At 60.0% G+C, this 26,079-nt stretch carries 20 protein-coding genes and 1 pseudogene; 13 read left to right on the top strand and 8 right to left on the bottom strand.

Annotated features, from left to right (window positions below):
* Together C5L10_RS24820 and ligD (C5L10_RS24815) are read left to right on the top strand one after the other, a co-directional pair.
* Entirely contained in the window at positions 1-813 is an 813-nt protein-coding gene (locus tag C5L10_RS24820) for a Ku protein (protein WP_105431835.1), read from the top strand.
* Positions 810-1,844, top strand: coding sequence for a non-homologous end-joining DNA ligase (gene ligD, locus C5L10_RS24815; RefSeq protein ID WP_105431834.1), 1,035 nt, complete (start codon positions 810-812; stop codon positions 1,842-1,844). The genes C5L10_RS24820 and ligD (C5L10_RS24815) overlap by 4 nt, the downstream gene beginning before the upstream one ends.
* 145 nt (positions 1,845-1,989) lie before the next feature.
* On the opposite strand, the gene C5L10_RS24805 is transcribed toward ligD (C5L10_RS24815), so the two are convergent.
* The 4 genes from C5L10_RS24805 to C5L10_RS24790 form a co-directional block, all read right to left on the bottom strand.
* Positions 1,990-2,532, bottom strand: a complete 543-nt coding sequence (locus C5L10_RS24805) for a GXWXG domain-containing protein (protein WP_105431833.1) — start codon at positions 2,530-2,532, stop codon at positions 1,990-1,992.
* On the bottom strand, positions 2,498-3,409 hold the full coding sequence (locus C5L10_RS24800) for a hypothetical protein (protein WP_105431887.1): 912 nt from the start codon (positions 3,407-3,409) through the stop codon (positions 2,498-2,500). The genes C5L10_RS24805 and C5L10_RS24800 overlap by 35 nt, the downstream gene beginning before the upstream one ends.
* A gap of 57 nt (positions 3,410-3,466) precedes the next feature.
* Positions 3,467-6,139 (bottom strand): DNA ligase D, encoded by a 2,673-nt coding sequence (gene ligD, locus C5L10_RS24795; RefSeq protein ID WP_105431832.1) that lies wholly within the window; start codon positions 6,137-6,139, stop codon positions 3,467-3,469.
* A gap of 228 nt (positions 6,140-6,367) precedes the next feature.
* On the bottom strand, positions 6,368-6,958 hold the full coding sequence (locus C5L10_RS24790) for an SOS response-associated peptidase (protein WP_105431831.1): 591 nt from the start codon (positions 6,956-6,958) through the stop codon (positions 6,368-6,370).
* Between the two features lie 51 nt (positions 6,959-7,009).
* Between C5L10_RS24790 and C5L10_RS24785 the strand changes: the two genes are divergently transcribed.
* From C5L10_RS24785 to C5L10_RS24755, 6 genes are all read left to right on the top strand, one after another.
* On the top strand, positions 7,010-7,519 hold the full coding sequence (locus C5L10_RS24785; RefSeq protein WP_172717159.1) for an SOS response-associated peptidase family protein: 510 nt from the start codon (positions 7,010-7,012) through the stop codon (positions 7,517-7,519).
* A 407-nt stretch (positions 7,520-7,926) separates the two neighbouring features.
* On the top strand, positions 7,927-8,679 hold the full coding sequence (locus C5L10_RS24775) for an ImuA family protein (protein WP_105431830.1): 753 nt from the start codon (positions 7,927-7,929) through the stop codon (positions 8,677-8,679).
* Positions 8,600-10,111 carry a DNA polymerase Y family protein gene (locus C5L10_RS24770; protein ID WP_172717158.1) on the top strand — a complete coding sequence of 504 codons (1,512 nt, stop codon included), beginning with the start codon at positions 8,600-8,602 and terminating at the stop codon, positions 10,109-10,111. Before C5L10_RS24775 ends, C5L10_RS24770 begins: the two co-directional genes overlap by 80 nt.
* Positions 10,108-13,362 (top strand): error-prone DNA polymerase, encoded by a 3,255-nt coding sequence (locus C5L10_RS24765; protein WP_105431829.1) that lies wholly within the window; start codon positions 10,108-10,110, stop codon positions 13,360-13,362. Before C5L10_RS24770 ends, C5L10_RS24765 begins: the two co-directional genes overlap by 4 nt.
* A 581-nt stretch (positions 13,363-13,943) precedes the next feature.
* Positions 13,944-14,924: a 3'-5' exonuclease gene (locus tag C5L10_RS24760; protein ID WP_172717165.1), complete on the top strand. Its 981-nt coding sequence runs from the start codon at positions 13,944-13,946 to the stop codon at positions 14,922-14,924.
* 162 nt (positions 14,925-15,086) lie between these two features.
* A complete protein-coding gene (locus tag C5L10_RS24755) occupies positions 15,087-15,233 on the top strand; it encodes a DUF1127 domain-containing protein (RefSeq protein WP_105431828.1) in 147 nt (48 codons plus the stop codon).
* Positions 15,234-15,718: 485 nt separating this feature from the next.
* Here the strand turns inward: C5L10_RS24755 and C5L10_RS33795 are convergent, their stop codons facing one another.
* Entirely contained in the window at positions 15,719-16,039 is a 321-nt protein-coding gene (locus C5L10_RS33795) for a hypothetical protein (protein ID WP_172717157.1), read from the bottom strand.
* A 139-nt stretch (positions 16,040-16,178) separates the two neighbouring features.
* Here C5L10_RS33795 and nadE point away from each other — a divergent pair, with 139 nt between their 5' ends.
* From nadE to C5L10_RS24740, 3 genes are all read left to right on the top strand, one after another.
* Positions 16,179-17,000, top strand: a complete 822-nt coding sequence (gene nadE / locus C5L10_RS24750) for an ammonia-dependent NAD(+) synthetase (protein ID WP_105431827.1) — start codon at positions 16,179-16,181, stop codon at positions 16,998-17,000.
* 39 nt (positions 17,001-17,039) lie between these two features.
* Complete coding sequence (locus C5L10_RS24745; RefSeq protein WP_105431826.1) at positions 17,040-18,314, top strand: cytochrome P450; 1,275 nt, start codon at positions 17,040-17,042, stop codon at positions 18,312-18,314.
* Between the two features lie 290 nt (positions 18,315-18,604).
* Positions 18,605-19,216 (top strand): transglutaminase-like cysteine peptidase, encoded by a 612-nt coding sequence (locus tag C5L10_RS24740; RefSeq protein ID WP_105431825.1) that lies wholly within the window; start codon positions 18,605-18,607, stop codon positions 19,214-19,216.
* Here C5L10_RS24740 and C5L10_RS24735 read toward each other — a convergent pair.
* Positions 19,213-19,473, bottom strand: a complete 261-nt coding sequence (locus tag C5L10_RS24735; protein WP_105431824.1) for a hypothetical protein — start codon at positions 19,471-19,473, stop codon at positions 19,213-19,215. The genes C5L10_RS24740 and C5L10_RS24735 overlap by 4 nt on opposite strands.
* A gap of 617 nt (positions 19,474-20,090) precedes the next feature.
* Here C5L10_RS24735 and C5L10_RS24730 point away from each other — a divergent pair.
* On the top strand, positions 20,091-21,536 hold the full coding sequence (locus C5L10_RS24730) for a phospholipase D-like domain-containing protein (protein WP_105431823.1): 1,446 nt from the start codon (positions 20,091-20,093) through the stop codon (positions 21,534-21,536).
* A gap of 131 nt (positions 21,537-21,667) precedes the next feature.
* A pseudogene (locus C5L10_RS34460) lies at positions 21,668-21,817 on the top strand (VOC family protein); the annotation flags it as partial.
* A 431-nt stretch (positions 21,818-22,248) separates the two neighbouring features.
* Here C5L10_RS34460 and C5L10_RS24720 read toward each other — a convergent pair.
* Both C5L10_RS24720 and C5L10_RS24715 read right to left on the bottom strand, forming a co-directional pair.
* The gene (locus C5L10_RS24720; protein ID WP_245448173.1) at positions 22,249-23,478 is read right to left on the bottom strand and encodes an MFS transporter; all 1,230 of its coding nucleotides are present in this window, start codon (positions 23,476-23,478) and stop codon (positions 22,249-22,251) included.
* 94 nt (positions 23,479-23,572) lie between these two features.
* Positions 23,573-25,921 (bottom strand): bifunctional diguanylate cyclase/phosphodiesterase, encoded by a 2,349-nt coding sequence (locus tag C5L10_RS24715; RefSeq protein ID WP_245448157.1) that lies wholly within the window; start codon positions 25,919-25,921, stop codon positions 23,573-23,575.
* Between the last annotated feature and the right edge of the window lie 158 nt (positions 25,922-26,079).

The following is a 26,079-nucleotide window of genomic DNA, read 5'->3' as shown; positions in this document are numbered from 1 at the left end:
ATGGCTCTTCGTCCTTACTGGAAAGGTTATCTTAAGCTGTCATTGGTCACCTGCCCGGTGCAGATGATGCCCGCGACCTCCGAGAACGAGAAGGTTCGCTTCCACACGCTGAACCGCGAGACTCAGAACCGCGTCGTCAGTCACTATGTGGACTCGGTCACGGGGAAAGAGGTCGGGCAAGAGGACGAAGTAAAGGGCTATCAGCGTGGTGAGGACGAATACATCATCCTGGAAGATGATGAGCTTGAAAATGTCGCTTTGGACAGTACCAAGACCATCGACATATCCACCTTTACCCCGCGCGACAGCATTGAATGGATCTGGCTAGACACCCCCTATTATCTGTCACCGAACGATCCGGTCGGCCAGGAGGCGTTCTCGGTCATACGCGACGCAATGGAATCGCAGGACATGATCGGTATTTCGCGGCTGGTTATTACGCGGCGGGAGCGCGCCGTCATGTTGGAGCCACGCGGCAAGGGTATCGTGCTGTGGACTTTGCGCTATGGTGACGAGGTGCGGGATGAAGAGACCTATTTCGAGGGCATCGGTGATGAGACAGCAGATTCCGACATGATGCCGCTGATCCAGCAGCTGATCAAAAAGCAGACCCAGCACTGGAACCCGAAGATGGTCGTCGACCCGGTTCAGGACCGGCTCCTCGATATCATCGCAGCGAAGAAGAAGGCCCTGAAAAAGCCGTCAAAAGCCAAGGCCAAAACGCCGGCCTCAGCGCCCGCACCGAGCAACGTCATCAACATCATGGATGCCTTGAAGAAGTCGGTCGCAGCCGAAACCCGGACAAGCAAATGAGCAAACGCGCCAAGCCTCTGCTTCAAGACGAGGCGTTCACCGCCAAATCCAAGCCGAGGCGCAAGCGCGATCCGGCCCAACCCAACCTCCCATTCGACCCGATGCCCGATCGCGTTGAGCCATGCCTGGCTTTGCTGAAGACAGCTCCGCCTGTCGGGCCGGACTGGGCCTTCGAAATCAAATGGGACGGCTACCGGCTCGCGATCCATATCGAGCCGAAGGGCGTGCGGATCATCACCCGTGGCGGCCATGACTGGACACACCGTTTTCCCGCGATTGCCGCGGCCGCCAAGAAACTCGGGGTCGGAACAGCGATCCTCGACGGGGAGGCTGTCGTCCTCAACGCTGAGGGCCAATCCGACTTCGGAGCGCTGCAGCGTTCGCTCGGCGGACGCGGCGGCAAACGATCCTCGACGGAGTCGATCCTGTTTGCCTTCGACCTTCTGTATTTCGACGGGCACGATCTGACGAAAACCGAGCTGTCTGTCCGGCGGCATCTTCTCGAAGATCTGCTGGAAGGCACCGTCGGCGCCATTCAGCTTTCTGAGGAAGTCGAAGGCGACGGAACAGGGTTGTTGGCCAACGCTTGCTCTCTTGGAATGGAAGGCATTATCGCCAAGCACCGCGACAGCCCGTACCGCTCCGGTCGGACCGGGGACTGGCTGAAGATCAAATGCGTCCAGAGCGAGAGCTTCATGATCGTCGGCTACGAGCAATCCGCCGCTGCGCGCGGCGGTATCGGCAGTTTGCTGCTTGCTGGCCGTCGCGGCCATGACTGGGTCTATGTCGGCGCCGTGGGCACCGGCTTCAAGGAAAAGGATGCGATCTATCTGAAGAAGACGCTGGATCAGCTGAAGACGCGGACGCCGGCCGTTCCGATCAAAGGCAAGAACTACGTGTTTGCGCAGCCGACGTTGATCGCGGAGATCGAATTCCGCGGCTGGACGGACGACGGCAATCTGCGGCATGCATCTTACAAAGGCCTTCGGGAAATCCAGGACAATGCGGCTGTATTCGAAATGAATGGCTGACCGGATCGCTGAAACGGGCAGGGAGCTCGACCCTTGCGGGGAGCGCCCTGCCACACCCGGACGATCGCGCAGACAGACAAGCTGCTGCGCAGGCGATCATCGAAGACGGGTGGCAGCAGATAGATGATGGTCCGAGCCGGAGAATTCAAGGGTCTGCTCGTGCCGAGCCTGATGGCGGCTCGACCCGTTCAAGTTCGAAGAAGTAGATGCGCTCGTCGCCTTCAATCACCATCGCCCCCATCATCCTGTGCTCGTCAATCCTGCGAAGGTGGTCTACGACCGGTTGCTCGTCATAGGTGATCGCAGCGCTTGTCACTCCGTGAAACGACATCGTCTGCAGCGACGCAACCGGCCCTTTTGCCCGCAGCCCGCGCTGAAGGTACGAAAACAAGTTTTTCACGGGACGTGTTCTTCCGGCCTTATGGAAGCGAAGCGCCAGGCGCAGCGGGATCCTCGCGGGATCGATTGGTGTCAGCCTGTGCTGACCGGATCGAAACAAGAGCGCGTCCGCGCGCAATTCCGATGTAAACCGTTTGCCAAACCAGCCGAGATTTTCCAGCACGCCGTCGAATGGATGGCCGGACGGGATGCCGCGACCCTGCCATAGCCCGATCATCTCGCTGGGCCTGATCGGCGGTAAGCTTAGAAACTTCTCAAGGGTTTTCTGCTGTTCGCTCAGAGGACGCATCCTTTTCCCTGCGCTCCCGCGTCCGCCTCCTGGATTTTGCGTCACGCCGCGCGGTCCGCAGTTCCTCCAGCGTCGGAAGCCACCAGCCGCGATCGAGTTCTTGTGGTCCCGGAGGTGTCCGCGCCGGCCAGGTGGTCACCAATTCTTCCAGCGAGCCTGAACGCCACGACGCCCAGACATACTCCTCGTCGCGATTTGCCGGGAAGTAGAACGTATCGACAGTCGCCGTATCTGCCAATTCGCCGTGCGTGCCAGTAAAGAAAAGGACTCCGACATGGGTGCTGACAGCGCGCTCCAGCGGCGGGCCATCATTGGCCGGGACGGGATATCGTTTCCGTCGACGCTCCCTGGCCCGTGCCTTCGACGCCTCGTCTTCCTCTGTACCCTTGATTGCTTCACGCCGCGCCTTTCGCATCTCAGGCTCGTTGCGTTCGGCGGCCGTCTCAATTGCCGGCCACCGCCGGCGGAGTTCGTCCAACGACCGGTAAGGCACCGTCCACAGCCGTCGGTCGGCATCCCAGCGCGCGAAGGGAATGTCCCGGATCTCGTTGACGATGGTGCGGGAATAGGGCGTCCGAATTAGAAGGGAAGAGGTCCCCGCGTCCAGATAGTGGCTTTCGATCGGATCGAATGCGAAGGCATCTCTGCCCTTCTCGTCGGCGAAAGCCTCGGCTTCCGCTTCCATCTCGGCGAGCCAGCGGCCGATACGTCTCTGGGCGGTCCGTCCCGGCACGAACCAGGCATTGAGACGATCGCTCCATCGCGCGCGCGGAAACGCTTCGCGAAAGCGCTGCACCGTGATGCGATCATGAGGCAGCTCTGTCGTCGCGCCAGCCCGCGGCGTTGAGGGAGCATCGCTATCCGGTTCCGGTTCCATTGTGCTGTAACGCGGAATTACGAATTCGGGTTCACTCGCCATGCTGCGGCCGATCACTCAGGCCGCCTGCTTCATCGACTTGGCGAGCCGCTTGATCGCCTGCTGGAGCGATCGCTGCCCGTCGCAATAGTCCTGCCAGGCGCTCGATTTCGCCAGCAGCGCCGGCACGGTGCGGATGGTGTACCGCTTCGGATCGAGATCCGTCTTCACCTGGGCCCAGGTCAGCGGCATTGACACCGTGGCGCCGGGCCGGGCGCGCGGTGATAGTGGTGCGACCGCGGTCGCCATGCGGTCGTTGCGCAGGTAATCGAGGAAGATGCGGCCGTTGCGCTGGTTCTTGGCCATCTTGATCAGGTAGAGCTCGGGGTTTTCGCGTGCCATCTGCTGGCAGACGTCATGGGCAAAACCTTTGGCTTCCGGCCAAGCGAGCTTCTTGCCCTTCGCTACCGCAAGCGGCGTGACCACATGCAAGCCCTTGCCACCCGTCGTCTTGCAGAAGCTGACAAGGCCGAGTTCCTCCAGCCGGTCACGCATCTCCCGAGCGGCTTCGACGACGGTGGAGAAGGGGACGTCCGGACCGGGATCGAGGTCGAACACCAGACGACCCGGCACTTCGGGTAGTTCCGGTTCGCAATTCCAGGGATGCAGCTCGACGCCGCCAATCTGCGCGATCGCGGCGAGGCCCTCGACGCGATCGATCTGCAGATAGGGTTTCTTGTCGCCGAACACCTGCACCAGCTCGAGCAGGTTCGACGTTCCGGGCATGGCATGGCGCTGGAAGAACTGCTCGCCGCCGATGCCATCGGGGGTTCGGATGATCGAGCACGGCCGGCCCTTGATGTGGTCGATAAGCCAGGGGCCGACGGCTTCGTAGTAGGTGGCGAGATCGAGCTTGGTCACCGGCTTGTCGTCGCCAGCGTCGGGCCACAGCGGCTTCTCCGGATTGGAGATCAACACGCCCATGACGTTCGCCTTGCCGCCCTTCCGGAAAGATTTAGCGGGAGTTGGCTTTTCGGCCTCTGCCTCCGGATCAGGCACATCGGCTGCTACGGGTGAGACAGGCTTCTCAGCGACGACTTCCCTCGCCGGCTTATCCTCGCGCAGGCCTTTGAATGCCGCCTGCCGAACCAGGCCATCGGCCGTCCAGCCGGCGAACTGGATCTCGGCGACGAGTTCCGGTTTCAGCCAGACGATGTTAGGATCCTTGTTCGGCGCGCCGATCCCCGTAAATGGCGACTTGGTGGTTTCCAGCTGGCGGAGCTTCGGCAAAATCGTATCAACGACTTTTGCGCCGTAACCCGTCCCGACCCGGCCGACATAAACGAAATGATCACCCCGGTTGACGCCGACGAGCAGCGAGCGGAACTTGCCGTTCGTTTGGGCATAGGCGCCGATCACCACTTCATGGCCGGCCCGGCATTTGGACTTGGCCCACGTTTCAGTGCGGCCGGATTGATAAGGCGCATCGGCCTGTTTCGAAACGATGCCTTCGAGCGACAGGCGGCAGGCCGATTTCAGGACGGCGTCGCCACCGGTTTCGAAATGCTCGACGAAACGCAGGCGTGGATCGTCGCCTGCGTCGTTGAGCAGGGTCTGCAGACGATCCTTGCGCTCGGTCAGCGGCAGTTGTCGGAGGTCCTCATTGCCTTCAAACAGCAGGTCGAAGGCGAAATACACCAGCGCATCGGTCTTGCCTTCCGACAGCGCCGCCTGCAGCGCGGCAAAGTCCGGCGCGCCGTGTTCGTCGAGAGCGCAGATCTCGCCATCGATGATCGCGTCAGGGAGGGCGGAACCAGATGCGGCTATTGCCGGATATTTTGCTGTCCAGTCGAGGCCTTTGCGCGTCTTGAGCGTCACTTCGCCGTTTTCGATGCGCATCTGGATGCGATAGCCGTCGAACTTGATCTCATGGATCCAGCCGTCCGCCGTGGGTGGACGCTCGAGCGTTTCGCAGAGCTGCGGAGCGATGAACCCCGGCATTGTTGACTTTGCTGACTTGGAAGCTTTGGCCGGCGCGGCTTTCCTTTTGGTTTTGGTTTCGGCTTTGCGTTCTTCGGCGGCAAGGCCGTGGTTGCTGTCCCAGACGGCATTCGCGTGAACGTCACCCCTCTCGACCATGAACGGTTTCGGCTTCTTGCCCTTGCCGGCAGCGATCGCCTCCATCGTCCGCCCGGAGGCGACAGAGGTGGCGTTGTCCTCAAGAACAGCCGCGCCGTCTTCCTCGACGGAAAATTCGTCGTGATGCTTGATCAGCAGCCAATTGGTGCGCTTGCCGCCATCGCGATCGTTGCGCATCCGCACCAGCACAAAGCTGCCATGCAGACGCTCGCCCTCCAGCCTGAATTTGAAATCTCCTTTGGCCAATGCCTGTTCCGGGCTTTTGTTACCCTCCGGCTCCCAATAGCCACGGTCCCAGAGCATGACCGTGCCACCGCCATACTGGCCTTTCGGGATCGTGCCTTCGAAGTCGCCATAGTCGAGTGGATGATCCTCGACCTCGACGGCAAGACGCTTGTCGTGTGGATCGAGCGACGGTCCCTTGGTCACCGCCCAGGACTTGAATACCCCATCTAGTTCCAGGCGAAGATCGTAGTGCAGCCGCGTCGCGTCATGTTTCTGGATGACGAAGCGACGGCGGTTCGACGCCTTCAGCTTCGCCTTTCCGCTCGGCTCCTGCGTCTTCTGAAAATCACGTTTTTGCTTGTATTTTGAGAGCTTGTCGCTGGCCATTGCGGTCCCCGGTACACTTCCGCCATCCGCGTCGAATGACGACGGAACTGAGGCGCGGGCTGGACAGGTGGGACGCTCGACTGCCATTTGGTTGGCCGCAGGCAGCGCGTTCATCATCCCTGTCACGTCCGGTTGACACGGCACGGGCCTCGGAACTGAGAAGCATCCAGCCCGCATTTTGTTCCAATTCAGCCCCGTTGAGATGCGGTGATGGAAACAGAAAGCGCGTCAGCCGACCTGCTCGACATTGAGGGTGCCGGCGGGAAGCGGCCTGATCAGAGACTTCGCCGAGACAGATGGATCGAGCCAGTCGCCCCAGGCGTCCCGTTCGAGGATGACGATCTGCCGGTCGTGGTAAGGCGCGATATCCGGGCCAGGCTCCATCGTCAGCATGGTGAAGGCTTGCCCCACGTCATCCGTCTCGCGCCAGATGCCGGCGATGCAGAAAATTGGTTCGTCCTTCTTGGTGAACAGCCACTTGTCCTTGCGCTTTTTGCCTTTTTCGGTTGGTTCGGTGAACTCGTAGAAACCATCGGCGACGATCAGGCATCGGTTGGAATCGAACTCGCGTCCATCGGAGCGGAAATTATAGACCGGCCGCTTGTTCTGGCCAGGCCAACTCCATCGGCGCTGGACGAGGTCCGCCTCGTCGCGCGTTCCCTCGATTGTGCGGATGATCGGCGCCATATCTGTGATCTTGATGTCTTCGCGTGCCTCAACGTTCGGTGCACCTTCACCAAAGCGGATCTTGATCTTGAGATGGGCGAAGTCCTCCACAATCGACGCCACGTCCACCATCAGCCGATAATCATTGCACATGCTTTCCTCGCAGTTCTTGTTGTGAAGCGTGGTTCTTGCTATGTTCTACATATGATGAACGCGAAGGTTTTCCAGTCCGACGCCCCGCTCGACGAGCGCCGCGTCATCATAAGACGGCATGACGGCGATGTGGAGATGGTGGAGCTGCCCTGGGGTTTATGTCCGCTCGATGGCGGCCCACGCGCGGCCAATGTCGTCCGCTCTGAAGAAAGGACGTTTCCAACCCACCGCTGCCTGGTGCCGGCATCCGAGTTTCGCCATCGCAGTGGGGCGAGGAACTTCTGTTTCTCGCTCAAGAACGGTGACTGGTTCTATTTCGCGGGTATCTGGCGACAGGCGTCCATCGGCTGGCCCGAGGCCTATGCCATCCTGACCGTCGAGGCGAATGCCGACATTGCGCCCTATCATGACCGGCAGATGGCGGTGCTGACACGGGATCAGCGGATGGACTGGCTCGATGGGCTTCTACCGGAAGAGGAAATCCTGCGGCCACTCCCGGCAGGTACATTCCGCGTCAAGCCTCTTTCGAACGCTTCGTTCCAGTCAAGATTGGCGGTCTAAAGCGCGAGCCGCAACTGCGGCGCTTATCAACTGCGTTGCGCCAGTGAGGACAGCAACATGTCGGGCGGGGGGCCATGACCGTCCGGCCGCTTGATCCGCGACGTTTTGTCGGCGGGGTGCCCTCATGCGCGGGGATCGAGAAGAAATTTGCAGACACTACGACCATCCCGACTTGTCCCCTGCAATTCACACCAAGGATAGCGAGCGCTCGCACCGCTTCAAAAAAATCTGCCGGCCGCTATTGGGCTGATTCCCATGGGTATTCTGCGGATTTCTAATGTTCAGGATAATATTCCCATTCCTCCGGTTGCTTGACTCTTTTATTCGGCCGGAACAGAAAGAGAACATCCGCATTTTGTCTGACATGATGTCGGCCGCCAACGCGACCTTGAAGGGAGCCGTGAACGATGACTGCTGCCCGCGAAAGGGTGATTTCCGATCTGCGCGAGCGCATTGCCTCGCTGGAGGGCGTGTCAGCCAGAAAGGCTGGCTGTCTGTCCTTTGGGGTGCCGGAAATCGATGCGGTCCTGCCGGGAGGTGGCCTAGCCTATGGCGCCCTGCACGAATTTGCCGGCGGCGGGTCGGGCACGGTGGATGGTGCAGCGGCAGCGCTCTGTGCCGCAGGGATCGCGGCCCGCACCAAAGGCCCGATCGTCTGGTGCCTGACGCGGCCAGACCTGTTCTTTCCCGCGCTCGCCCAGGTCGGTCTCCATCCCGACCGGGTGGTCTTTGTCGAGTCCGACAAGGAGGAAGACGTTCTGGCAAACATGGAGGAAGGGCTGTCCTTCGGTGGGCTCGGCGCCGTCGTCGGTGAACTCGTTCGCCTGCCGATGGTCAGCTCGCGCCGGCTGCAGCTGGCGGCCGAGCAAACGGGCACGATGGCGCTTGCCGTCCGACGCTGGCGACGGCAGACGGAGGCCAATGATTTCGGGCAGCCGACGGCGTCGACCACGCGGTGGCGGGTGAGCGTCATGCCGTCGGAGGAATTGCCGGTGCCGGGTGTGGGGAGGGCCCAATGGCTGCTGGAACTGATGCGCGTAAAAGCGGGTGAATGTGCTGAGTTTCTCGTGAGGGCGTGCGATGACAAGGGTCGTCTCGATCTATCTTCCGGATCTGCCGACGGATCGCATTCGTCGCGCCGATCCGTCTATTCTTCCTGAACAGGCGATAGCCGTGATCGCCAAGAGCGGCTCGAAACGCTGGGTGTCGGCCGCCGACGCCGCCGCCCGAAAAGCCGGCGTGCATGTCGGCATGCCGGCGGCCAAAGCACAGGCGCTATTTCGCGGCCTGATGCTGGTCGATGCGGATCCTGAGATGGATGCCGCAGCACTCGAACGCATTACCCGCTGGGCGCTGACGCTCTATTCGCCGATCGTCGCGGTCGATGGGATCGATGGGATCGTCATGGACACAGAGGGTGCCGATCACCTGCAGGGCGGCGAGCTCGCCATGGTGACGAAGATCGCCAATCAGTTCCTGGCAAAAAAACTCACCGCCCGTGTCGCGATCGCCGACACCTGGGGTGCGGCCCACGCCTGCGCCCGCGCCATCAGCCGCGAAACGGTCATCGTGCCGACCGGTGAGACCGTCCGCGCGGTCGAAAAGCTGCCGATATTGTTGCTGCGCCTTCCCAGGAAAGTCGTCAGCGATCTGCGCACGCTCGGATTCCAGACCATCGGCGAATTGGCCAATACTCCATGTGCGCCGCTGACGCTTCGTTTCGGCCCGGAGATCGGCCGGCGGCTCGACCAGATGTTCGGCCGCGCTTCCGAACCAATCGATCCGCTCCGTACCCCTGAGCTCGTCGAGGTCTCCAGAGCCTTTGCGGAGCCGATCGGTGCTGCCGAAACCATCGACAAATATGTCGGCCGGCTGGTCGTGCAACTGATCGAGGAGCTGCAAAGGCGCGGCCTTGGTGTTCGGCGCGCCGACTTGATCGTCGAAAAGGTTGACGGTACGCGGCAGGCAATCCGCGCCGGCACGGTGAAGCCGGTGCGCGATGTCGCCTGGCTGACGAAGCTGTTTCGCGACCGGACGGAAAAGATCGAGCCCGGTTTCGGGATCGAGAAGCTCACCTTGGTTGCGGTGATAGTCGAGCCGCTGGAGGAGCGCCAGAAATGCTCCTCGCTGGTCGAGGAGGAAGTGAAGGACGTCACGCCGCTGATCGATATCTACGGCAACCGCGGCCAGCGTGTGTATCGAGTGGCACCCGTTGCCTCCGACGTGCCCGAGCGCTCCGTCCAGCGCATCAGCGCCGCGGCCGACCCGATCGAGGTTACCTGGGTCAGCCATTGGCGCCGGCCTGTCCGGCTGCTGGCCCGTCCCGAGCTGATCGAGGCCATCGCCTTACTGCCGGACCGTCCACCGGTCTCGATCACCTGGCGTGGCAAGCGCCGGAAGGTCAAGCGGTCCGATGGGCCTGAGCGGATTTTCGGCGAGTGGTGGCAGCGCGACGCGGAGATGGAGGCGGTGCGGGACTACTTCGTCATTGAAGACGAGGCTGGCGAGCGTCTCTGGGTGTTTCGCTCCGGTGATGGCATCGATCCGGAAACCGGAAGCCACCGCTGGTTCTGCCATGGGATCTTCGCATGAGTTATGCCGAGCTGCAGGTCACGACCCATTTTTCCTTCCTGCGCGGTGCAAGCTCGGCGCAGGAACTGTTCGAAACCGCCAAGGCTCTTGGCATCGAAGCCCTCGGCGTTGTCGACCGCAATTCGCTTGCCGGAATCGTCCGGGCGCTTGAAGCATCGCGCGCCACGGGATTACGCCTCGTTGTCGGTTGCCGGCTCGATCTGGCCGACGGCATGTCGGTGCTGGCCTACCCGACCGACCGGGCTGCCTATTCCCGGCTGACCCGCCTGATCACGCTTGGCAAGTCGCGCGGCGGCAAGAACAACTGTATCCTGCACTGGGACGACGTCGTCGCCTACAATGACGGCATGATCGGCATTCTTGTGCCGGACCTGCCGGATGACAGCTGCGGGATCCAGCTGCGCAAGATGGCCGAGGTGTTTGGTGATCGCGCCTATGTGTCGCTTTGTCTGCGGCGTCGGCAGAACGACCAGCTGCGCCTGCATGAGATTTCCAATCTTGCGGCGTGGTCCAAGGTGCGGACGGTCGTCACCAATGATGTCCTCTTCCATGAGCCAGGCCGTCGGCAGTTGCAGGACATTGTCACCTGCATCCGCACCCGCACGACGATCGACGAAGTCGGCTTCGAGCGCGAGCGCCACGCTGATCGTTATCTGAAGCCGCCGGAAGAAATGGAGCGTTTGTTTCCGCGATACCGGCAAGCCCTCGCGCGAACCATGGAGGTCGTCCGTCGGTGCACTTTCTCGCTCGAGGAACTCACCTACCAATATCCGGAGGAGGCGATCGTACCGGGCAAGGATGCCCAGGCTTCGCTGGAGCATTATGTCTGGCAATGCGTGCCCGATCGCTATCCCGAAGGTCTGCCGCCCGATGTGTTGAAGGTCGTGCGCCACGAGCTCGATCTCATCCGTACCATGAAATACGCGCCCTATTTTCTGACCGTTTTCTCGATCGTGGGCTATGCAAGGTCCCAAGGCATTCTCTGCCAGGGGAGGGGTTCTGCCGCCAACAGCGCCGTCTGCTACATTCTCGGCATCACCAGCATCGATCCCTCGACGAATGATCTTCTGTTCGAACGCTTCGTCAGCCAAGAGCGCGACGAGCCGCCGGATATCGATGTGGATTTCGAGCACGAGCGGCGCGAAGAGGTCATTCAGTGGATTTATCGCACATACGGTCGAGAGAAGGCAGCACTCTGCGCGACCGTGACCCGCTACCGCGCCCGCGGCGCGATCCGCGATGTCGGCAAGGCACTCGGCCTGCCGGAGGATGTGATCAAGGCGCTGTCGTCGGGCATGTGGTCCTGGTCGGAGGAAGTCTGCGACCGCAACGTCCGCGAACTCAACCTCAATCCCGACGATCGCCGGCTGGTGCTGACCCTGAAGCTGGCGCAGCAATTGATGGGCGCCCCGCGCCATCTTGGCCAGCATCCGGGCGGGTTCGTCCTCACCCATGACCGGCTCGACGACCTCGTGCCGATCGAGCCGGCAACAATGAAGGACCGCCAGATCATCGAATGGGACAAGGACGACGTCGAAGCCCTCAAGTTTATGAAAGTCGATGTCTTGGCTCTCGGCATGCTGACCTGCATGGCGAAAGCGTTCAAGCTCATCGAAGAACATAATGGTCGAAAACTTGATCTCGCTGTCGAACAAGAAGATCAGGCAACCTATGCGATGATCCGCAAGGCCGATACGCTCGGCACGTTCCAGATCGAAAGCCGCGCGCAGATGGCGATGCTGCCGCGGCTGAAACCCCGAACCTTCTACGACCTCGTGGTGCAGGTCGCCATTGTCCGGCCCGGTCCGATCCAAGGGGACATGGTGCATCCCTATCTGCGCCGGCGCGAAGGCAAGGAGGCAGTCGAATATCCGACGCCCGAGCTTGAGGCGGTCCTAGGCAAGACGCTCGGCGTGCCGCTGTTTCAAGAGTCGGCGATGAGGGTGGCGATGGTCTGCGCCGGCTTTACCGGCGGCGAGGCCGATCAGCTGCGCAAGTCGATGGCGACCTTCAAGTTCACCGGCGGCGTCTCGCGGTTCAAGGACAAACTCGTATCGGGCATGGTGAGGAACGGCTACGCTCAGGAATTCGCCGAGAAGACTTTTTCGCAGCTTGAAGGATTCGGAAGCTACGGCTTTCCGGAGAGCCATGCGGCTTCATTCGCGCTGATCGCCTATGCGTCGAGCTACATCAAATGCCATTATCCGGAAGCCTTCTGCGCGGCGCTCATCAATTCGCAACCCATGGGTTTTTACGCGCCGGCGCAGATTGTCGGCGACGCGAGAGCCCACGGCGTCGAGGTGCGGCCGGTCTGCATCAATCTGTCCCGATGGGACTGCACGCTGGAGCGGCTCGGCAATTCTGGGCGCCATGCCGTCCGGCTCGGTTTTCGGCAGGTGAAAGGACTGGCTGTCGCTGACGCTGCGCGTATCGTCGCGGCACGCATGGACAATGCCTTTGCCTCGGTTGATGATATGTGGCGTCGATCCGGCGTCCCATCGGAAGCGCTCGTCCAGCTGGCCAAGGCCGATGCCTTTCTGCCGTCGCTGAAGCTTGAGCGTCGGGATGCGCTCTGGGCGATCAAGGCGCTGCGCGATGAACCATTGCCGCTGTTTGCCGCGGCTGCCGAACGGGAAATGGCTGCGATTGCCGAGCAGCAGGAGCCGGAGGTGGCGCTTCGGCAGATGACGGACGGGCATAACGTCATCGAGGACTACAGCCATACCGGGCTGACATTGCGGCAGCATCCGATCGCCTTCCTGCGCAAGGATTTATCAGTGCGCAACATCATCACCTGTGCGGAGGCGATGAATTCGAGGGAGGGGCGGTGGGTCTATACCGCCGGACTTGTCCTGGTGCGGCAAAAGCCCGGATCGGCCAAGGGCGTCATGTTCATTACCATCGAGGACGAGACCGGGCCTGCCAATCTCGTTGTCTGGCCGACGCTGTTTGAAAAGCGCCGGCGGGTCGTTCTCGGATCCTCGATGATGGCCGTCAATGGCCGGATTCAGCGGGAAGGGGAGGTCGTGCATCTTGTCGCCCTGCAGCTGTTCGACCTGTCAGGCGACGTTGCCGACCTTGCCGATCGCGATGAAGAGTTCAAGCTGCCGGCCGGCCGTGGCGATGAGTTTGCGCGGGGAGGTGGGCCGGATCCGCGGGACAAGCCGAAGCCTGTTGTAGCCCCGCGCGACATGTTCGTGCCTGACCTTCATATCGATACGCTGAAGGTGAAGAGCAGGAATTTTCACTAAGAAATCCAGCTTGGTTGCTGTCCCAAATAAGGTCGTCGGGTTCGATTCCGCTCAAGGCTTCCACATTCAACGGCCCAAAAAGCGGTGCTAGAGCGGTTGCTGGTTTAAGAGCGGACCCGCGCGCCGGGGGCTGTACTGCGCGCTAAAGAGGAAGGTCCTGCCTGCGAAGGACCATTATGCGGCGACTATTTGTCGACTGCGGAGACAACCCTGCTCCCCAGGGCCGAACAGCTCGATCCAAAAATCGATTTACCCGTCTCGCCTGCTTTCAATACGGCGACGATGTTGCCTGTAAAAACCACCTTGACGGTAGCAATGCGACTAGACAACCTGCCTGTGCAACCCTTTTAACCGGCCTTGCGGGAGACGACGGCTTTCGCAGTTCCTGCTGAAGCTGGTATAACCTTCCTGCTTTGAACGCTTCTACCCAACGACAAAAGGGCTGTCACTGCTTGAAACTTCGCGATTGCAAACCTTGCTGGCCAAGTTAGCTGACATCGCACTCCGACCGACAAGGTTGATCTGCCGATCGTGCCGTGTTTTGAAGGTGGAAGATCGGCGGCGGGGCTTTGACAACAGGAATGGCAGAACAGTTTGACATGTTTTTGGAGCAGATTTCGCGCGACCATGTGGTCCCGCGTAGCGCTTCCAAATCCGCAGAACCCGACAAGCATGCCATCCCCGTGAGCGATGAGGAGATGGTCCGTTATCTCTCACAGACGGGCCGCTACCGCATCCTCACGAAACTTATGCCGCGCCCAATCTCACCATTCCCACGCCCGGGGTACCCCCTCAAGGGCATCATTCTCGACACCGAGACCACGGGCCTCAATGCTCGCAAGGATGAGATAATCGAGATTGGCGTGATCGCTTTCACCTTCGATGCGGCAGGAAGTATCGGTGACGTGACCGGCATCTACGGTGGACTTCAGCAGCCGAGCGTTTCCATTCCTCCCGAGATCACCAGGCTCACCGGGATCACAGATGATATGGTGGCCGGGCAAACGATCGACATGGCAGCGCTAGGGGCGCTGATTGAACCGGCTGATCTGGTGATCGCCCACAATGCCGGTTTCGACCGGCCATTTTGCGAGGCATTTTCTCACCTGTTTTCCGGCAAGGCCTGGGCTTGCTCTAACTCCGAGATCGACTGGGCTTCGCGCGGATATGAGGGCACCAAGCTCGGTTACCTGATCGGGCAGGCGGGTTACTTCCATGACGGTCATAGGGCTGTCGATGATTGCTTCGCGCTTTTGGAGGTTCTCGCTCGGGAAGTCGAAGGATCGGTGTCTACCGCTTTTGCCGAACTCTATGATGCAAGCCAGAGGTCGCGTGTCCGGATCTTTGCCGAGAACAGCCCCTTCGACATGAAGGACCACCTGAAGGCGCGAGGCTATCGCTGGTCCGACGGAAGCGACGGCCGTCCCAAATCCTGGTGGATCGAGGTTGGGGAAGAAGCGCTCAATGATGAACTGCGCTATCTCAAGGGCGAAATCTACCGCTATCCAGACGCCGATCCTCTAATCAAACGCCTCACTGCCTTCGAGCGGTTCCGGGCCTGATAGCCCCTTTATCCCACCTCCGTTGGCCCATGTTTGAGTACATGGCCGACCTGAGACCTTGTGTCTTATAGGCGCGCGTTCAAGAGCCTATATTCCAATTCGAACGACGTTGGAACCAAAGCATGGTTGCTGGCGTCAGAGACCTCATGAAAGGGGATCATCATGAAGGTAGCGCGCTCTTTCAATAACTGGCGCAAGTATTGTCAGACCGTTACCGAACTTGGCCGTATGAGCTCTCGCGAACTGCAGGATCTCGGCATCGATCGTGCCGATATCCACAGCGTTGCTCGCCAGTCGGTTGCTCGCTAACCGGCTTTTTTCTGCCCACCTGACTGACACTACGCCCGCTAATGACGCGGGCGTTCTGTGTCCGGCCGCCGCGAAGCGCTACGCTGGAACTCACTCTCATCAGTATTCGGTCGTGCGTTTCTGGCATAGCTGCACTGCAGCAAAGTCTATTTAATGTGCAGCGAGAATGAGTATCCTGGTTTTCATCGAAGCAATGCACCTCCTCCCGCAGAGCTTCGATTTCAGGCGGCCCACTCCTCCTCCCAAGGGACGTCTGTTGGAACAGCGGCACTCCTCCTCGTAGCTGTTGTTCGGTTTTTTTCGGAAAGCCTGCCGCACCTCCTCCCGCGGCAGGCTTTTTCGTTTTCACGCCTGGCTGCATCAAAGGGCGGCTCACCATACATCGTGGAGTGTCGAGCCCCGATGCAAGTTCGACGACTGAACGGTCTCACCCAACCGGGCGTCACGCCTTGGCCGCGGTAAGGCCTAAGCCTCCTGCTAAGATTTCACTGTGCCGCCAGCATCCGCAGCAGCGTTCCATCCTTGTTGACCAGTTGAGCATCATTGTGGCGAGGATGTGCAGCACCAGCGCGGTGGCTATGGGGATAGGCAAGCGTGTCCCAGATTGCTGCGGCGATCTCCGCAGCGCTCGATTCGACACCCTTGCGTCCGGACGGTTGCCTCCCCGTCTCCCCGCCTGCAACTGTATATCGCAGAGCACGCAATATCTGTCCGGTGGCGTATGCCCTGACGATCGCAGCGCAATCATAGCCGGTCGCCGATGTCGAGAAGATTAAGTTCGACGGCAAACGCCGGCTTTTCACCAACGAATTTTTCCGCCGCCGTCATATATCCGTTGCGTGCTGCTTCGCCGAAATGAGCGATGACGGATGCCTCACGTGGAAGTCTGCAACGGGAGCGCCAGGTATGCGTTGTCGCTTACTTGATTTCCATCGGAGGACAGACATGCTCGACGAACACGCTCGGATCATCGAGGAACTTGGAGTCGCCAGAGACTTCGATGCAGCGGCCGAAGCCGATCGCCGCTCGGCCTTCCTTGCAGACTATGCCCAGGCATCATCGATGCGGGCGCTCGTCCTCGGCATCAGCGGCGGCGTGGATTCGCTCACGGCAGGAATGCTCGCGCAGCGGGCGGTGCAACGGCTGCGAGACGGCGGCTACAGTGCCGAGTTCATCGCGGTACGGCTTCCATACGGCGAGCAGGCCGACGAGGATGACGCACGGAAGTCGCTCGATGTCATCCGCCCGGATCGGACGGTCACCATCGACATAAAGCCGGCAGCCGACGCCATGATGGCCGAGATCCGGCGCGATGCCGACGATCTCGTTTCAGGCGAACGCCTGCACTTCCATCTCGGAAACATCAAGGCCCGCCAGCGGATGATTGCCCAATACGCACTCGCAGGCGCAACGCGAGGCCTCGTCATCGGCACCGATCATGCGGCCGAGGCGCTGATGGGGTTCTTCACGAAGTTCGGTGACGGCGCCGCCGACATCCTGCCGCTTTCGGGTCTCAACAAGCGGCGGGTGAGGGCGGTCGCGCAGCATCTCGGCGCTCCGGAGGATCTCGTCTTCAAGGTGCCGACGGCGGATCTTGAATCCGACGCGCCGCTCAAGCCCGACGAGGATGTCTACGGCCTCACCTACGACGAAATCGATGACTTCCTCGAGGGCAGGGCGATCGGCGAGAACGCGCTGCAACGGATCCTGACGGCGTACCGGTCCACCGCCCACAAACGTGCAGTGCCTGCGGCGCCGATCGGCTGAGATAGCTGATTGTATGCGAGACGCTCAAACGAGGTAGCAATGGCTGAAATCCCATTTGAGAAAAACCTGGACTCGACGCTGGCCCTCGTCGGCGACCCTTACAGGTTCATTTCCGACAGATGTCGGCGCCACCGCTCCGACCTGTTCGAGACACGGCTCCTGCTGCAGAGGACAATCTGCATGACAGGTCCGGAAGCGGCCCGGCTGTTCTACGATCCGGACCTCTTTGTGCGTAAAGGTGCCATGCCTAAGGCGATCCAGAAGACGTTACTCGGCGAGGGCGGCGTACAGGGTCTCGACGGCGGACCACACCGACGCCGCAAGCAGTTGTTCATGTCGCTGATGAGCCCGGAGCAAATTGGGGAGCTCATTCGCCTGACGGCAGTGGAATGGCGGATGCGCATGCGGGCGTGGACGTCGATACCCAACGTTGTGCTCTATCCGGAATTCCAGCGGCTTCTGACTCGCGCAAGCTGTGCCTGGGTCGGCATTCCTCTGGCCGACCCGGAAGTCGATGCGCGAACGGAGGATATAGTGGCCCTCTACGACCACGCGGGGTCGGTGGGAGTTCGGCATCTATGGTCGCGATCGGCACGGAAAAGGGCCGATCGGTGGCTTGCGAACGTAGTCGAAGAAGTCCGATTCGGCCGGCTCCATCCGCCAGGACCTGCCGCCGCCCATGCCATTGCTTGGCATCGTGATCCTGATGGGGAGTTGCTGGCACCCCAGGTCGCCGCCGTCGAGCTGCTCAACCTCATCCGGCCGATCGTCGCGGTCTCGGTCTACATGGTCTTCGTGGCGCACGCGTTGCATCTGCATCCGGATGTCCGGGACAAACTCCGCTCCGGTGATGACGATTACGCCAACCTCTTCGTTCAGGAAGTGCGCCGATTCTATCCATTCTTCCCTGCCGTCGCCGCCCGTGCGCGACGGACGTTCGAAATGAACGGTTACAAAATTCCTGAAGGCCGTCGTGTGATTTTGGATTTATACGGGAGCAATCAGGATCGACGAACGTGGGAGAAGCCGGAGGAGTTCGAGCCCGAGCGATTTCGTCGATGGGACGGTGGCCAGTTCAACTTCATTCCGCAGGGCGGGGGAGACCACTACGCCAACCATCGCTGTCCGGGTGAGTGGATCACAATTGCGCTCATGAAGCAGGCAACGGAAATGCTGACCCAACAGATGGCGTATGACGTTCCCGAACAGGATCTGCAGATCGAATGGTCGCGGATGCCTGCGCTGCCGCGAAGCCGCTTCGTGATCAGCAATGTCATAACCCGCCCGGCGCCATGGGCTACTGCGACGGCTTAGCGTGAATCGATACTGCCGTTCGGTGTCGACGCAGGATCCTGCATCACGCGGGGATATCTCCGGTGCCAGGCTTGGTCTTCGTGGCTGGGCCGTGGCAGTGAAACCATACGTCACGTCTGATTGCTGGGTGGGAGACGATGCGGCGCACGTTGTAGAGAGGATCCTTCAATACGCGCCACTGCCTTCACAGTCGAACAACCCGATCACCACAGATCACGGGTGAAAGTTCATTGATTGACCGATCCCCTCCTCGAAACTTAACCTCGGATTAAGAATCAGGGGACGAACGAATGAACCTTTCTTCTTGGACGGGAGCAGCCATAGCCGTCGCGGCGGTGGTTCTCTCCACCGGGGTCGCTTTCGGTGGACCAAGGGCGGCGACCAACATGATCGTCGGCGAACTTACCAGCCAGCCAATCGGCCACTACGATCTCTGCCAGAAGTATCCTGTGGAATGCAGCGTTCGCCTTCCGTCATCTCCCGCTCCCGAGCTTTCGGAAAAGGGCTGGGCTGCGATCGAGGCCGTCAACACCTCCGTCAACGCAAGGATCGTCCCCAAGACCGACAGGCAGATGTTCGGCCGCGAAGAGCTCTGGACCTATCCCGACATCGAGGGGGACTGCGAAGACTTCGCGCTGCTCAAGCGCAAGGAACTCGCTGACAGGGGGTTCTCTCTGGCTGACCTCCTGCTCACCGTGGTCCGGAAGACGGATGGGGAGGGCCATGCCGTCCTCACCGTGCGCACTGCCGACGGTGACTTCGTGCTCGACAACCTGGACGCCAAAGTCAGAGCTTGGAACGAAACGGCATACGTCTTCGTAAAGCGTCAGTCCTCGTTGGACACCGGCCGCTGGGTCAGCATCGAGAGCGCCCGAGACGTTCCCGTCGGCTCGGTCCGCTAGTATCCGGTCTCGACACCGGAATCCGCCCCGACCTCGGGACCGATGATCTGCCCCTTCTTGTAATCTATGCCGCCGTCGCCCTTACCGGACAACGCCCAAGGCAGGCGGGTCCAGTTCGATGTCAACCGAAAGCCGCGGCATGTTGCGATAGAAAAGGTTTGATCGCCGTTCTGCCCTTTAGCGCGAAAGCCTCGTGGCGAAAGCGCTTCATTCGGCTCGGCTAGCTGGCGCAAGTTAGCAGATGGTTGGACGGTCATGGCAGGCTCCTCGCAGCCGGTCCAGGAAACTGATCATGCCTATCAAAGGTCCACATGTCATCCACCACGATTCCGGCACGATCGGCCGCTGCACGCAACTGGACGGCGACATGATTGAGCACACTGCTGCTACAATAGCCGTTAGCGGCGCGGCAAGCTCACGGCCAGCACAACAGGCTACCTATCACGGGCGGCTTCCTGATCGGACATCGCATCTACATGCACTGCTTCGGGACATCGGACCCGCGAAAGCGAGGAGTTTCGCCTTGGTGTCGCCAGCGTTCGCCGTCGGCTGCGACTGAACTTCCACTGAGGAGGCACCAAAGCATGCGTCGTGGTCAGCTAAGGCGCTTGCGCGAATGCCCTAACTCAACGTTCGGCTTCAACCATTCGCAGACACCTGAGGTGGCGAGACGCGGGCGCAGGAGGGGTAGCTGCCTTGGTACGGCGAACTCTCACTGGCTTCCATTTGCTATGCGGGGTCGATTACCCAATCCGGCAATTTACCGCGGCACAGCAAGGTCATCTGCTTGCCCCCGCACTTTCACCGTGCAAGGCCTCGATCAAGTTTCGTTGGTCCCCTATATCGCATCTCGGAAACAAAAAAGGGCCAGTCGATGACTACAATCCTGCGTGAAGGCGAAACGTGCTGGCGGATCCGGCAGGCGGATCGGGCCTCCGTGATTGTGGACGCCGACAGCTTCTTCCGGCATGGTCGCAGCGCCATGTTGAAAGCGCGCCGGTCGATTTTCATGATCGGATGGGACTTCGATACCCGCATTGACCTAGTGCCGGGCAAATCCAACGACGGGGCTCCTGAAAAATTGGGGAAGTTTCTGAACTGGCTCGCGAAAAGGCAGCCCGAACTCGACATCCGCATTCTCAAATGGGATATCGGCTTGCTGAACTCGATTACTCGCGGGGAAACGCCGTTCTACATCTTGAGTTGGATGTTCTCGCGACAGGTCCATCTCAAGCTCGACGGGGCGCATCCCCCAATGTCGGCCCATCACATGAAGCTATTGGTAGTCGATGACAGCGTGGCGTTCTGTGGGGGAATCGACATGACCGTTGGGCGATGGGACACGCGCGAGCATCTGGACGATGACAACAGACGAAGGTCTCCCATGGGCTTTTCACAGGGGCCGTGGCACGACGCGACGACTTGTATATCAGGACCTGCGGCCGCCGCACTTGGCGGCCTGGCGCGGGCAAGATGGGAACGCGCAACGGGAGAGAAACTGGAGGCCTGCGAAACACATGCCGATCCGTGGCCGGGAGAGCTCGATGTCGACTTCCATAACATTGATATCGGCATCGCCAGAACGTTGCCGGAATTCAAAGAGCAGGAGCAGGTGGGCGAGATCAAGGCGGCCAAGTTCGCGATCATCCGCGCCGCACGTCGGCACCTTTATATCGAGAGCCAGTACTTCGCATCCCGCCCAATAGCCGAAGCAATCGCCGCGAGGTTGCAGGAAGTCGATGGCCCGGAAATCGTCGTGATCAATCCAGAGGGCGCCGAGGGATGGTTGGAGGCGAAGGCCATGGACACGGCTCGAATACGGCTCATGAAACTCGTCAGGGAGGCCGATCTCCGGAAACGCTTCCGGATACTCTATCCTGTCAACGATAAGGGAACCCCCATCTACGTCCACGCCAAGATAATGATCGCCGACGACTCCATCCTCAAGCTCGGTTCGGCGAACCTCAACAACCGTTCGATGGGATATGACTCGGAGTGCGATGTCATCATCGAAGCCGATGAAGGGCGGAACGACGTCAGGGAAGCCATCGCCCGCCATCGGAATTCGCTGCTGGCGGAGCATTTAGGATGCCAGACGTCGGACGTCGCCGACCTCCTTGAGGAAACCGGTTCGATGATTGAGACCATACAGCAACTAACGCGGGTCGAAAGACGGTGCCTAAGGGAAATACCGGACCGTGAACTCACACCTGACGAGGAGGTAATAGCCGAATCTGATTTTGCCGATCCCGAACGCCCTGTCGCTGTCGCGAAGCGGGTTTATAGCTACGGCAGGAAACGTCAGTATCGTCACGGGTGAGCATGAATGCTTCGCATCTCCGTAGCGGCAGGAAACGGCAGTTTCGTTCGCGGAGGAACCGTATACTTCGACCCTCGCTTGCTCTCCGGCTCGTGAAGTGCATGATCCTGTCGTGGTTTGAGGGGTAGTTGATGCCGAAGGTGACCGGAATCGGTGGACTGCACTTCAGGGCAGCCGACCCGGCAGGCCTTGCCCAATGGTAGGAGGGGCATCTCGGGATCGCCGACCTGCACAAGTCCGCTGGGCGGCAGCAGGCAGGCCCGACAATTTTTCTTCCATTCGTCACTATCATCAATATGCTGAGAGCGGAGGCTATTGGATACGGGGGTCGGTACGATTCCTGACCAACATGCACTTGCGAAAGCAAGCGTCGACACACAACGAGTCGTTGAAGGATCAGTCAGGCTCCGTAGTACCACATCGGCATTTGTGCCCTGCCGGACGTCGCTCGAGCACTCTGTCGGGAGCGGATCCGTCCGCCGTGGCGCCTGTCAAGCGGGGGGATTTGCGAACCGATCTTCGTTCCCGTTCAAACCTTATGAACGACCGATCCTGCCGTGAGGATCACCAAAAGGCTCCGCAACAGCACTGTGACCAAAAGCCAACGAGGGCGTCTTCCTGCCAACCAGCAAATTCCGCTGCAAAGGCAAGAAATCCGGTTTCCCTGTGCCACCACGGGACCTCCGACCAGGAGGCCTTACGGACCCGTCTCTCATCCCTGGTTACTCAAAGCCTGGGACGGCCAGAGATCTCGGAACCAATGCTTGCCGATGATCACCGTGAGGAGGAGACCGGCTGTGCCATAAAGTACTGCCGTCGAGGCGAACCCAAAGCTTTCGATCAACGGCCCCGATATCAAGAGACCGACCGGTAGACCGTACACAGCCTGCATTCGAATTCCCATGATCGGGCCCAGAATATCAGGATGCACCCCACGCAGCAACAGGACGGATAACGGCAGGAGACACAGGATGGAGGCTGCGCCGATCATCGCGAGCACAGCGAGCCCAGGGAGCAGGTTTTCCGTCTGACCAAGCAATATTATCAGGCAATGCCACAAGGAGCCGAAGATCAGCATCATTCGGGCTGGTCGCACCGAGCGGCCGAGGTGGCCAAGCAGCAATGAAGCTGCCAATGCCCCGACACCAGTTGCGGCCGTCATGTAGCCCAATCCGGCCTGCCCCGTGTGGTATACCTCACGAGCGATATAGGGCAGAAGGCCAAGAGTGAACGGGAAGGCCATTAGGTTCACCAGAAAAGCCAATGTCATCGCCGCGAGGTGGGGTGGAGAGTCCTGCAGCGCCCTGAGGGCGACCATGAAATCCTTCAGTGGTGCGAACGGCGGCAAGGACCGTTCAGTCGCCTGCGTTGTTAGGTGCTGATCTATTTTCGCGATCAGGATGCCGCTGGCGAGATAGAATGCCACGATGAATGGGTAGGCTCCTTCGATACCGAGGATAGCAACGATACTTGCGCCAGTTAGTGCGCCGACGATACGGGCAGAGTCGGTTGTGACCCGTGACAAGCTGATCGCGCTCATAAGGTAGTCGGGGGCGACCATCCGGCTGGTCAGTACGTTCCTCATGCCCATATCCGAAGGCCGTAGAAGGCCAGCAAGTCCGGCTATGACCAGCGCTGACAGAGGCGTAAGAGTTCCGCTCAGGGCCAGAACGGCAATTGCCGCGGCAAGCATTGCGTATATCGTTCGCATGTAAAGCATGACATTGCGATGCCCGAGCCGGTCGCCCGCAGAGCCGAGACCAGGCGCAATCAGGGTTCCGAAGTACTGTAGGGAGGCAAAGAGCGTGAGCAACGCGACTGAGCCTGTTTCGAGGAAGATGAACCACCCCAGAACGATCGTTTCCATCTCCGTCGCACAAGAGGTCAACAGATCGGAGGACCATTGGAAACGGTAATTGCGAACTTCAAAGGGCGATAGCATGGAGGGCCGCTCAGACATCGTCATCTACTGGCGCTTTTTTCTTCCCCGGCTTGCCCTGCCGCCCATTTATCTAACTCGTGCTTCGGCCTACCGCTCACATCCGAACGTTCTTTTCAGTCGCGCCCACCGGCAATTCTCGACCCTCAACGCCAGAATTTGAGTGCAGGTGTTTCCCCATAAAGTCAGCAATGGGCACGGGGCGTGAGAAAAGAAAGCCTTGCAAATCGCTGCAGCCAGCCGCGATGAGAAAGTCCCTTTGGCCTTCGGTTTCGACGCCTTCTGCCGTCGTCGCCTTTCCAAGTGTCTGACTCAGCCCCAGGATTGCAGATACAATCGCAGCCCCTTCCGCTTTGGCTCCAAGCAGATTGACGAATGATCGATCGATCTTGATGCGGTCGATATTCAGCTGAAGTAGATGGCTTAACGAGGAAAAGCCTGTACCGAAATCATCCAGTGCAATCGTGACCCCGTGCGCCCGAAGTCTGCCCAGAGTAGCCTGCACCGTTGCATCGATATTGAACAGAGCGGCTTCTGTTAACTCCAACTCGAGTCTCGAGGGAGGGAAACCTGTTTCGGATAGGATTGACAAGACAAGATTGTCAAAACCACGATGTCTTACCTGAGACGGCGAAACGTTGACGGCAAGCGATAGTTCGACCGGCCAGTTCGTGGCGGCACTCGCCGCTGATCGTAGCACCCATTCCCCGATTCGATCGATCAACCCGGCTTCTTCGGCAAGCGGGATGAACTTGTCTGGTGAAAGCAGACCAAGGGTTGGGTGGCGCCAGCGTACAAGCGCCTCTGCACCCGACAGCCGGCCACCCTCGTTCCCGCGATGGACGCCCTGATAGAAAACTTCCAGTCGGCCCCTACCGCCAAGGTGCAGGTCGTTGGGGTCAGGAGAGTTCTCCCCTAGATCGTCCAGCATCAGGCGAAGATCGTTCTTGAGGTTCTCCCGTGCCTCGACCCGATGGTCGACGGCCGGATCATAGACGACCATTCGTCCGCGCCCGCTGTTCTTCGCTTCGTAAAGAGCGACGTCGGCGCGCCGCATGATTTCGTTTGTCGCATCGCTGGCGTCATAAAAAATGGCGACCCCGATAGAACATCCGATGCGGACGACAGCATCCCCTGTGCGAAGCTCAAATGGCTTGGTCAGGCTCTCAACGATGTCTTGGCAGGTCTTGATGTATCGTTCACCCAATTTGTTGTTGGATGGAATAAGAAGGGCAAACTCATCGCCGCCAAGTCTGGCAAAGGTCTCCCTCGGGCTGATAACTGTGTTGACCCGGGCGACGACGGCACGGAGCAGCTCGTCGCCAGCTGCGTGTCCGTAACGGTCGTTGACCTCCTTGAATCGGTCTAGATCGATTAGCGCAATGGCTCCGCGGTCGCCGCTCCTGGCGATATTTTCCACGCATTTCTCGAAGGAAGCTGTGAACAAGGCCCGGTTTGGAAGCCCTGTCAGAACGTCGTGGACCGAAAGGTGCCGGGCATGGTGTTCGCTCGCACTTAATTCTTGTAGACTTCGACGAAGCCGGCCCACGAGCGTGAGGAACAATCCGGCGATCACCAGGCCCGCCACAGAAAGCACCGGAACCAGACGGCCAATGACACGCGATCCCGGCAGATCCGGTTCCCAGATGATGAAACCGATCGGCTCGCCCGTTGCCGTGGCTTCCATTTGGTAGGCAACTTCATTTTGCTCCTGGTCGGAAGTTCGAGCATATCTGGCCCCGGCTAGACCCTGTTCGCGACTGATCGTGTCCAAAGTGGCACCGTCGAGGAAACGGAACACGATCAGGTAGTACCGCTCGCGCTGATCCTGGAGCCCGCTCGGTGGTCGGTTTGAAATCGCTACGATTGCAGCGACCGAGGGGCGGCCTTCCAGTCGCATGAGTTCGACCCGACTCGGCTCCGAGGACGAACTCGGCTGGTCGATCGCATTCGTCCGGCTCGTCTCAAGTTCGCGAAGCAGTGGTTGCAGCAACGGTCTCACCCACCTGAGCCTCCGGCTTGTTTCGGGATCCGCTGGTAGCGCGAGTTCGCCGTTTGATTTGACGAGGAAGGCCGCGTTGTATCCAAACACAGTGGTCGCAATTTGCCCGAACGTCTCAAGGGAGCGGTTGCCGGCGCGCGTATTGTGCTCCAGGGCGCGATCGCTGTTCGCCCCAGGCTCTGTCCGCAACAACGATGCGTATCCAGCGCCTATCAACTGAATCTCCTGCGAAACGCGTTGCACCTGATCCTGAAGGCGGCCGTTGACGAGGTGTCGTTGGCGGTCAAGGGCAGCCGCGTCGCTCTCTGTGCCGGCCCATATTGCCGCAAGAAAGACCAGACCGAGGATCGCGAGGCCACTTATCGCGAGCAAGAGCAACAACGACCCGGACGAACTCCAGGTGGATTTGCGGACGGATGTCCTTGATCGTGTTTCAGCAGGCACGCTCTTCTCCCCAACTTCCCAATAGTGCCCGCCATTGTTTACGAAATGCTTTTCAAGCACTCCGAAATTTAACCTTGGAAATAATGGGCATCTTAAACGTTTTGTGGTTGGCTTATTGAGAGGCGACATCACGAAATCGTAGTTGTCGACGCGTCTTC

The organism is Neorhizobium sp. T6_25 (genome assembly GCF_002968555.1).
Lineage (GTDB): Bacteria > Pseudomonadota > Alphaproteobacteria > Rhizobiales > Rhizobiaceae > Neorhizobium.
The sequence above is the reverse complement of the archived record's forward strand: the minus strand, read 5'-3'. Positions and strand labels throughout refer to the sequence as shown.

What these genes read in the sequence shown, in the direction of transcription:
- C5L10_RS24820 (WP_105431835.1), top strand. Translation starts at nt 1, where the DNA reads ATGGCTCTTCGTCCTTACTGGAAAGGTTATCTTAAGCTGTCATTGGTC.
- ligD (WP_105431834.1), top strand. Translation starts at nt 810, where the DNA reads ATGAGCAAACGCGCCAAGCCTCTGCTTCAAGACGAGGCGTTCACCGCC.
- C5L10_RS24805 (WP_105431833.1), bottom strand. Translation starts at nt 2,532, where the DNA reads ATGCGTCCTCTGAGCGAACAGCAGAAAACCCTTGAGAAGTTTCTAAGC.
- C5L10_RS24800 (WP_105431887.1), bottom strand. Translation starts at nt 3,409, where the DNA reads ATGGAACCGGAACCGGATAGCGATGCTCCCTCAACGCCGCGGGCTGGC.
- ligD (WP_105431832.1), bottom strand. Translation starts at nt 6,139, where the DNA reads ATGGCCAGCGACAAGCTCTCAAAATACAAGCAAAAACGTGATTTTCAG.
- C5L10_RS24790 (WP_105431831.1), bottom strand. Translation starts at nt 6,958, where the DNA reads ATGTGCAATGATTATCGGCTGATGGTGGACGTGGCGTCGATTGTGGAG.
- C5L10_RS24785 (WP_172717159.1), top strand. Translation starts at nt 7,010, where the DNA reads ATGATGAACGCGAAGGTTTTCCAGTCCGACGCCCCGCTCGACGAGCGC.
- C5L10_RS24775 (WP_105431830.1), top strand. Translation starts at nt 7,927, where the DNA reads ATGACTGCTGCCCGCGAAAGGGTGATTTCCGATCTGCGCGAGCGCATT.
- C5L10_RS24770 (WP_172717158.1), top strand. Translation starts at nt 8,600, where the DNA reads ATGACAAGGGTCGTCTCGATCTATCTTCCGGATCTGCCGACGGATCGC.
- C5L10_RS24765 (WP_105431829.1), top strand. Translation starts at nt 10,108, where the DNA reads ATGAGTTATGCCGAGCTGCAGGTCACGACCCATTTTTCCTTCCTGCGC.
- C5L10_RS24760 (WP_172717165.1), top strand. Translation starts at nt 13,944, where the DNA reads ATGGCAGAACAGTTTGACATGTTTTTGGAGCAGATTTCGCGCGACCAT.
- C5L10_RS24755 (WP_105431828.1), top strand. Translation starts at nt 15,087, where the DNA reads ATGAAGGTAGCGCGCTCTTTCAATAACTGGCGCAAGTATTGTCAGACC.
- nadE (WP_105431827.1), top strand. Translation starts at nt 16,179, where the DNA reads ATGCTCGACGAACACGCTCGGATCATCGAGGAACTTGGAGTCGCCAGA.
- C5L10_RS24745 (WP_105431826.1), top strand. Translation starts at nt 17,040, where the DNA reads ATGGCTGAAATCCCATTTGAGAAAAACCTGGACTCGACGCTGGCCCTC.
- C5L10_RS24740 (WP_105431825.1), top strand. Translation starts at nt 18,605, where the DNA reads ATGAACCTTTCTTCTTGGACGGGAGCAGCCATAGCCGTCGCGGCGGTG.
- C5L10_RS24735 (WP_105431824.1), bottom strand. Translation starts at nt 19,473, where the DNA reads ATGACCGTCCAACCATCTGCTAACTTGCGCCAGCTAGCCGAGCCGAAT.
- C5L10_RS24730 (WP_105431823.1), top strand. Translation starts at nt 20,091, where the DNA reads ATGACTACAATCCTGCGTGAAGGCGAAACGTGCTGGCGGATCCGGCAG.
- C5L10_RS24720 (WP_245448173.1), bottom strand. Translation starts at nt 23,478, where the DNA reads ATGCTATCGCCCTTTGAAGTTCGCAATTACCGTTTCCAATGGTCCTCC.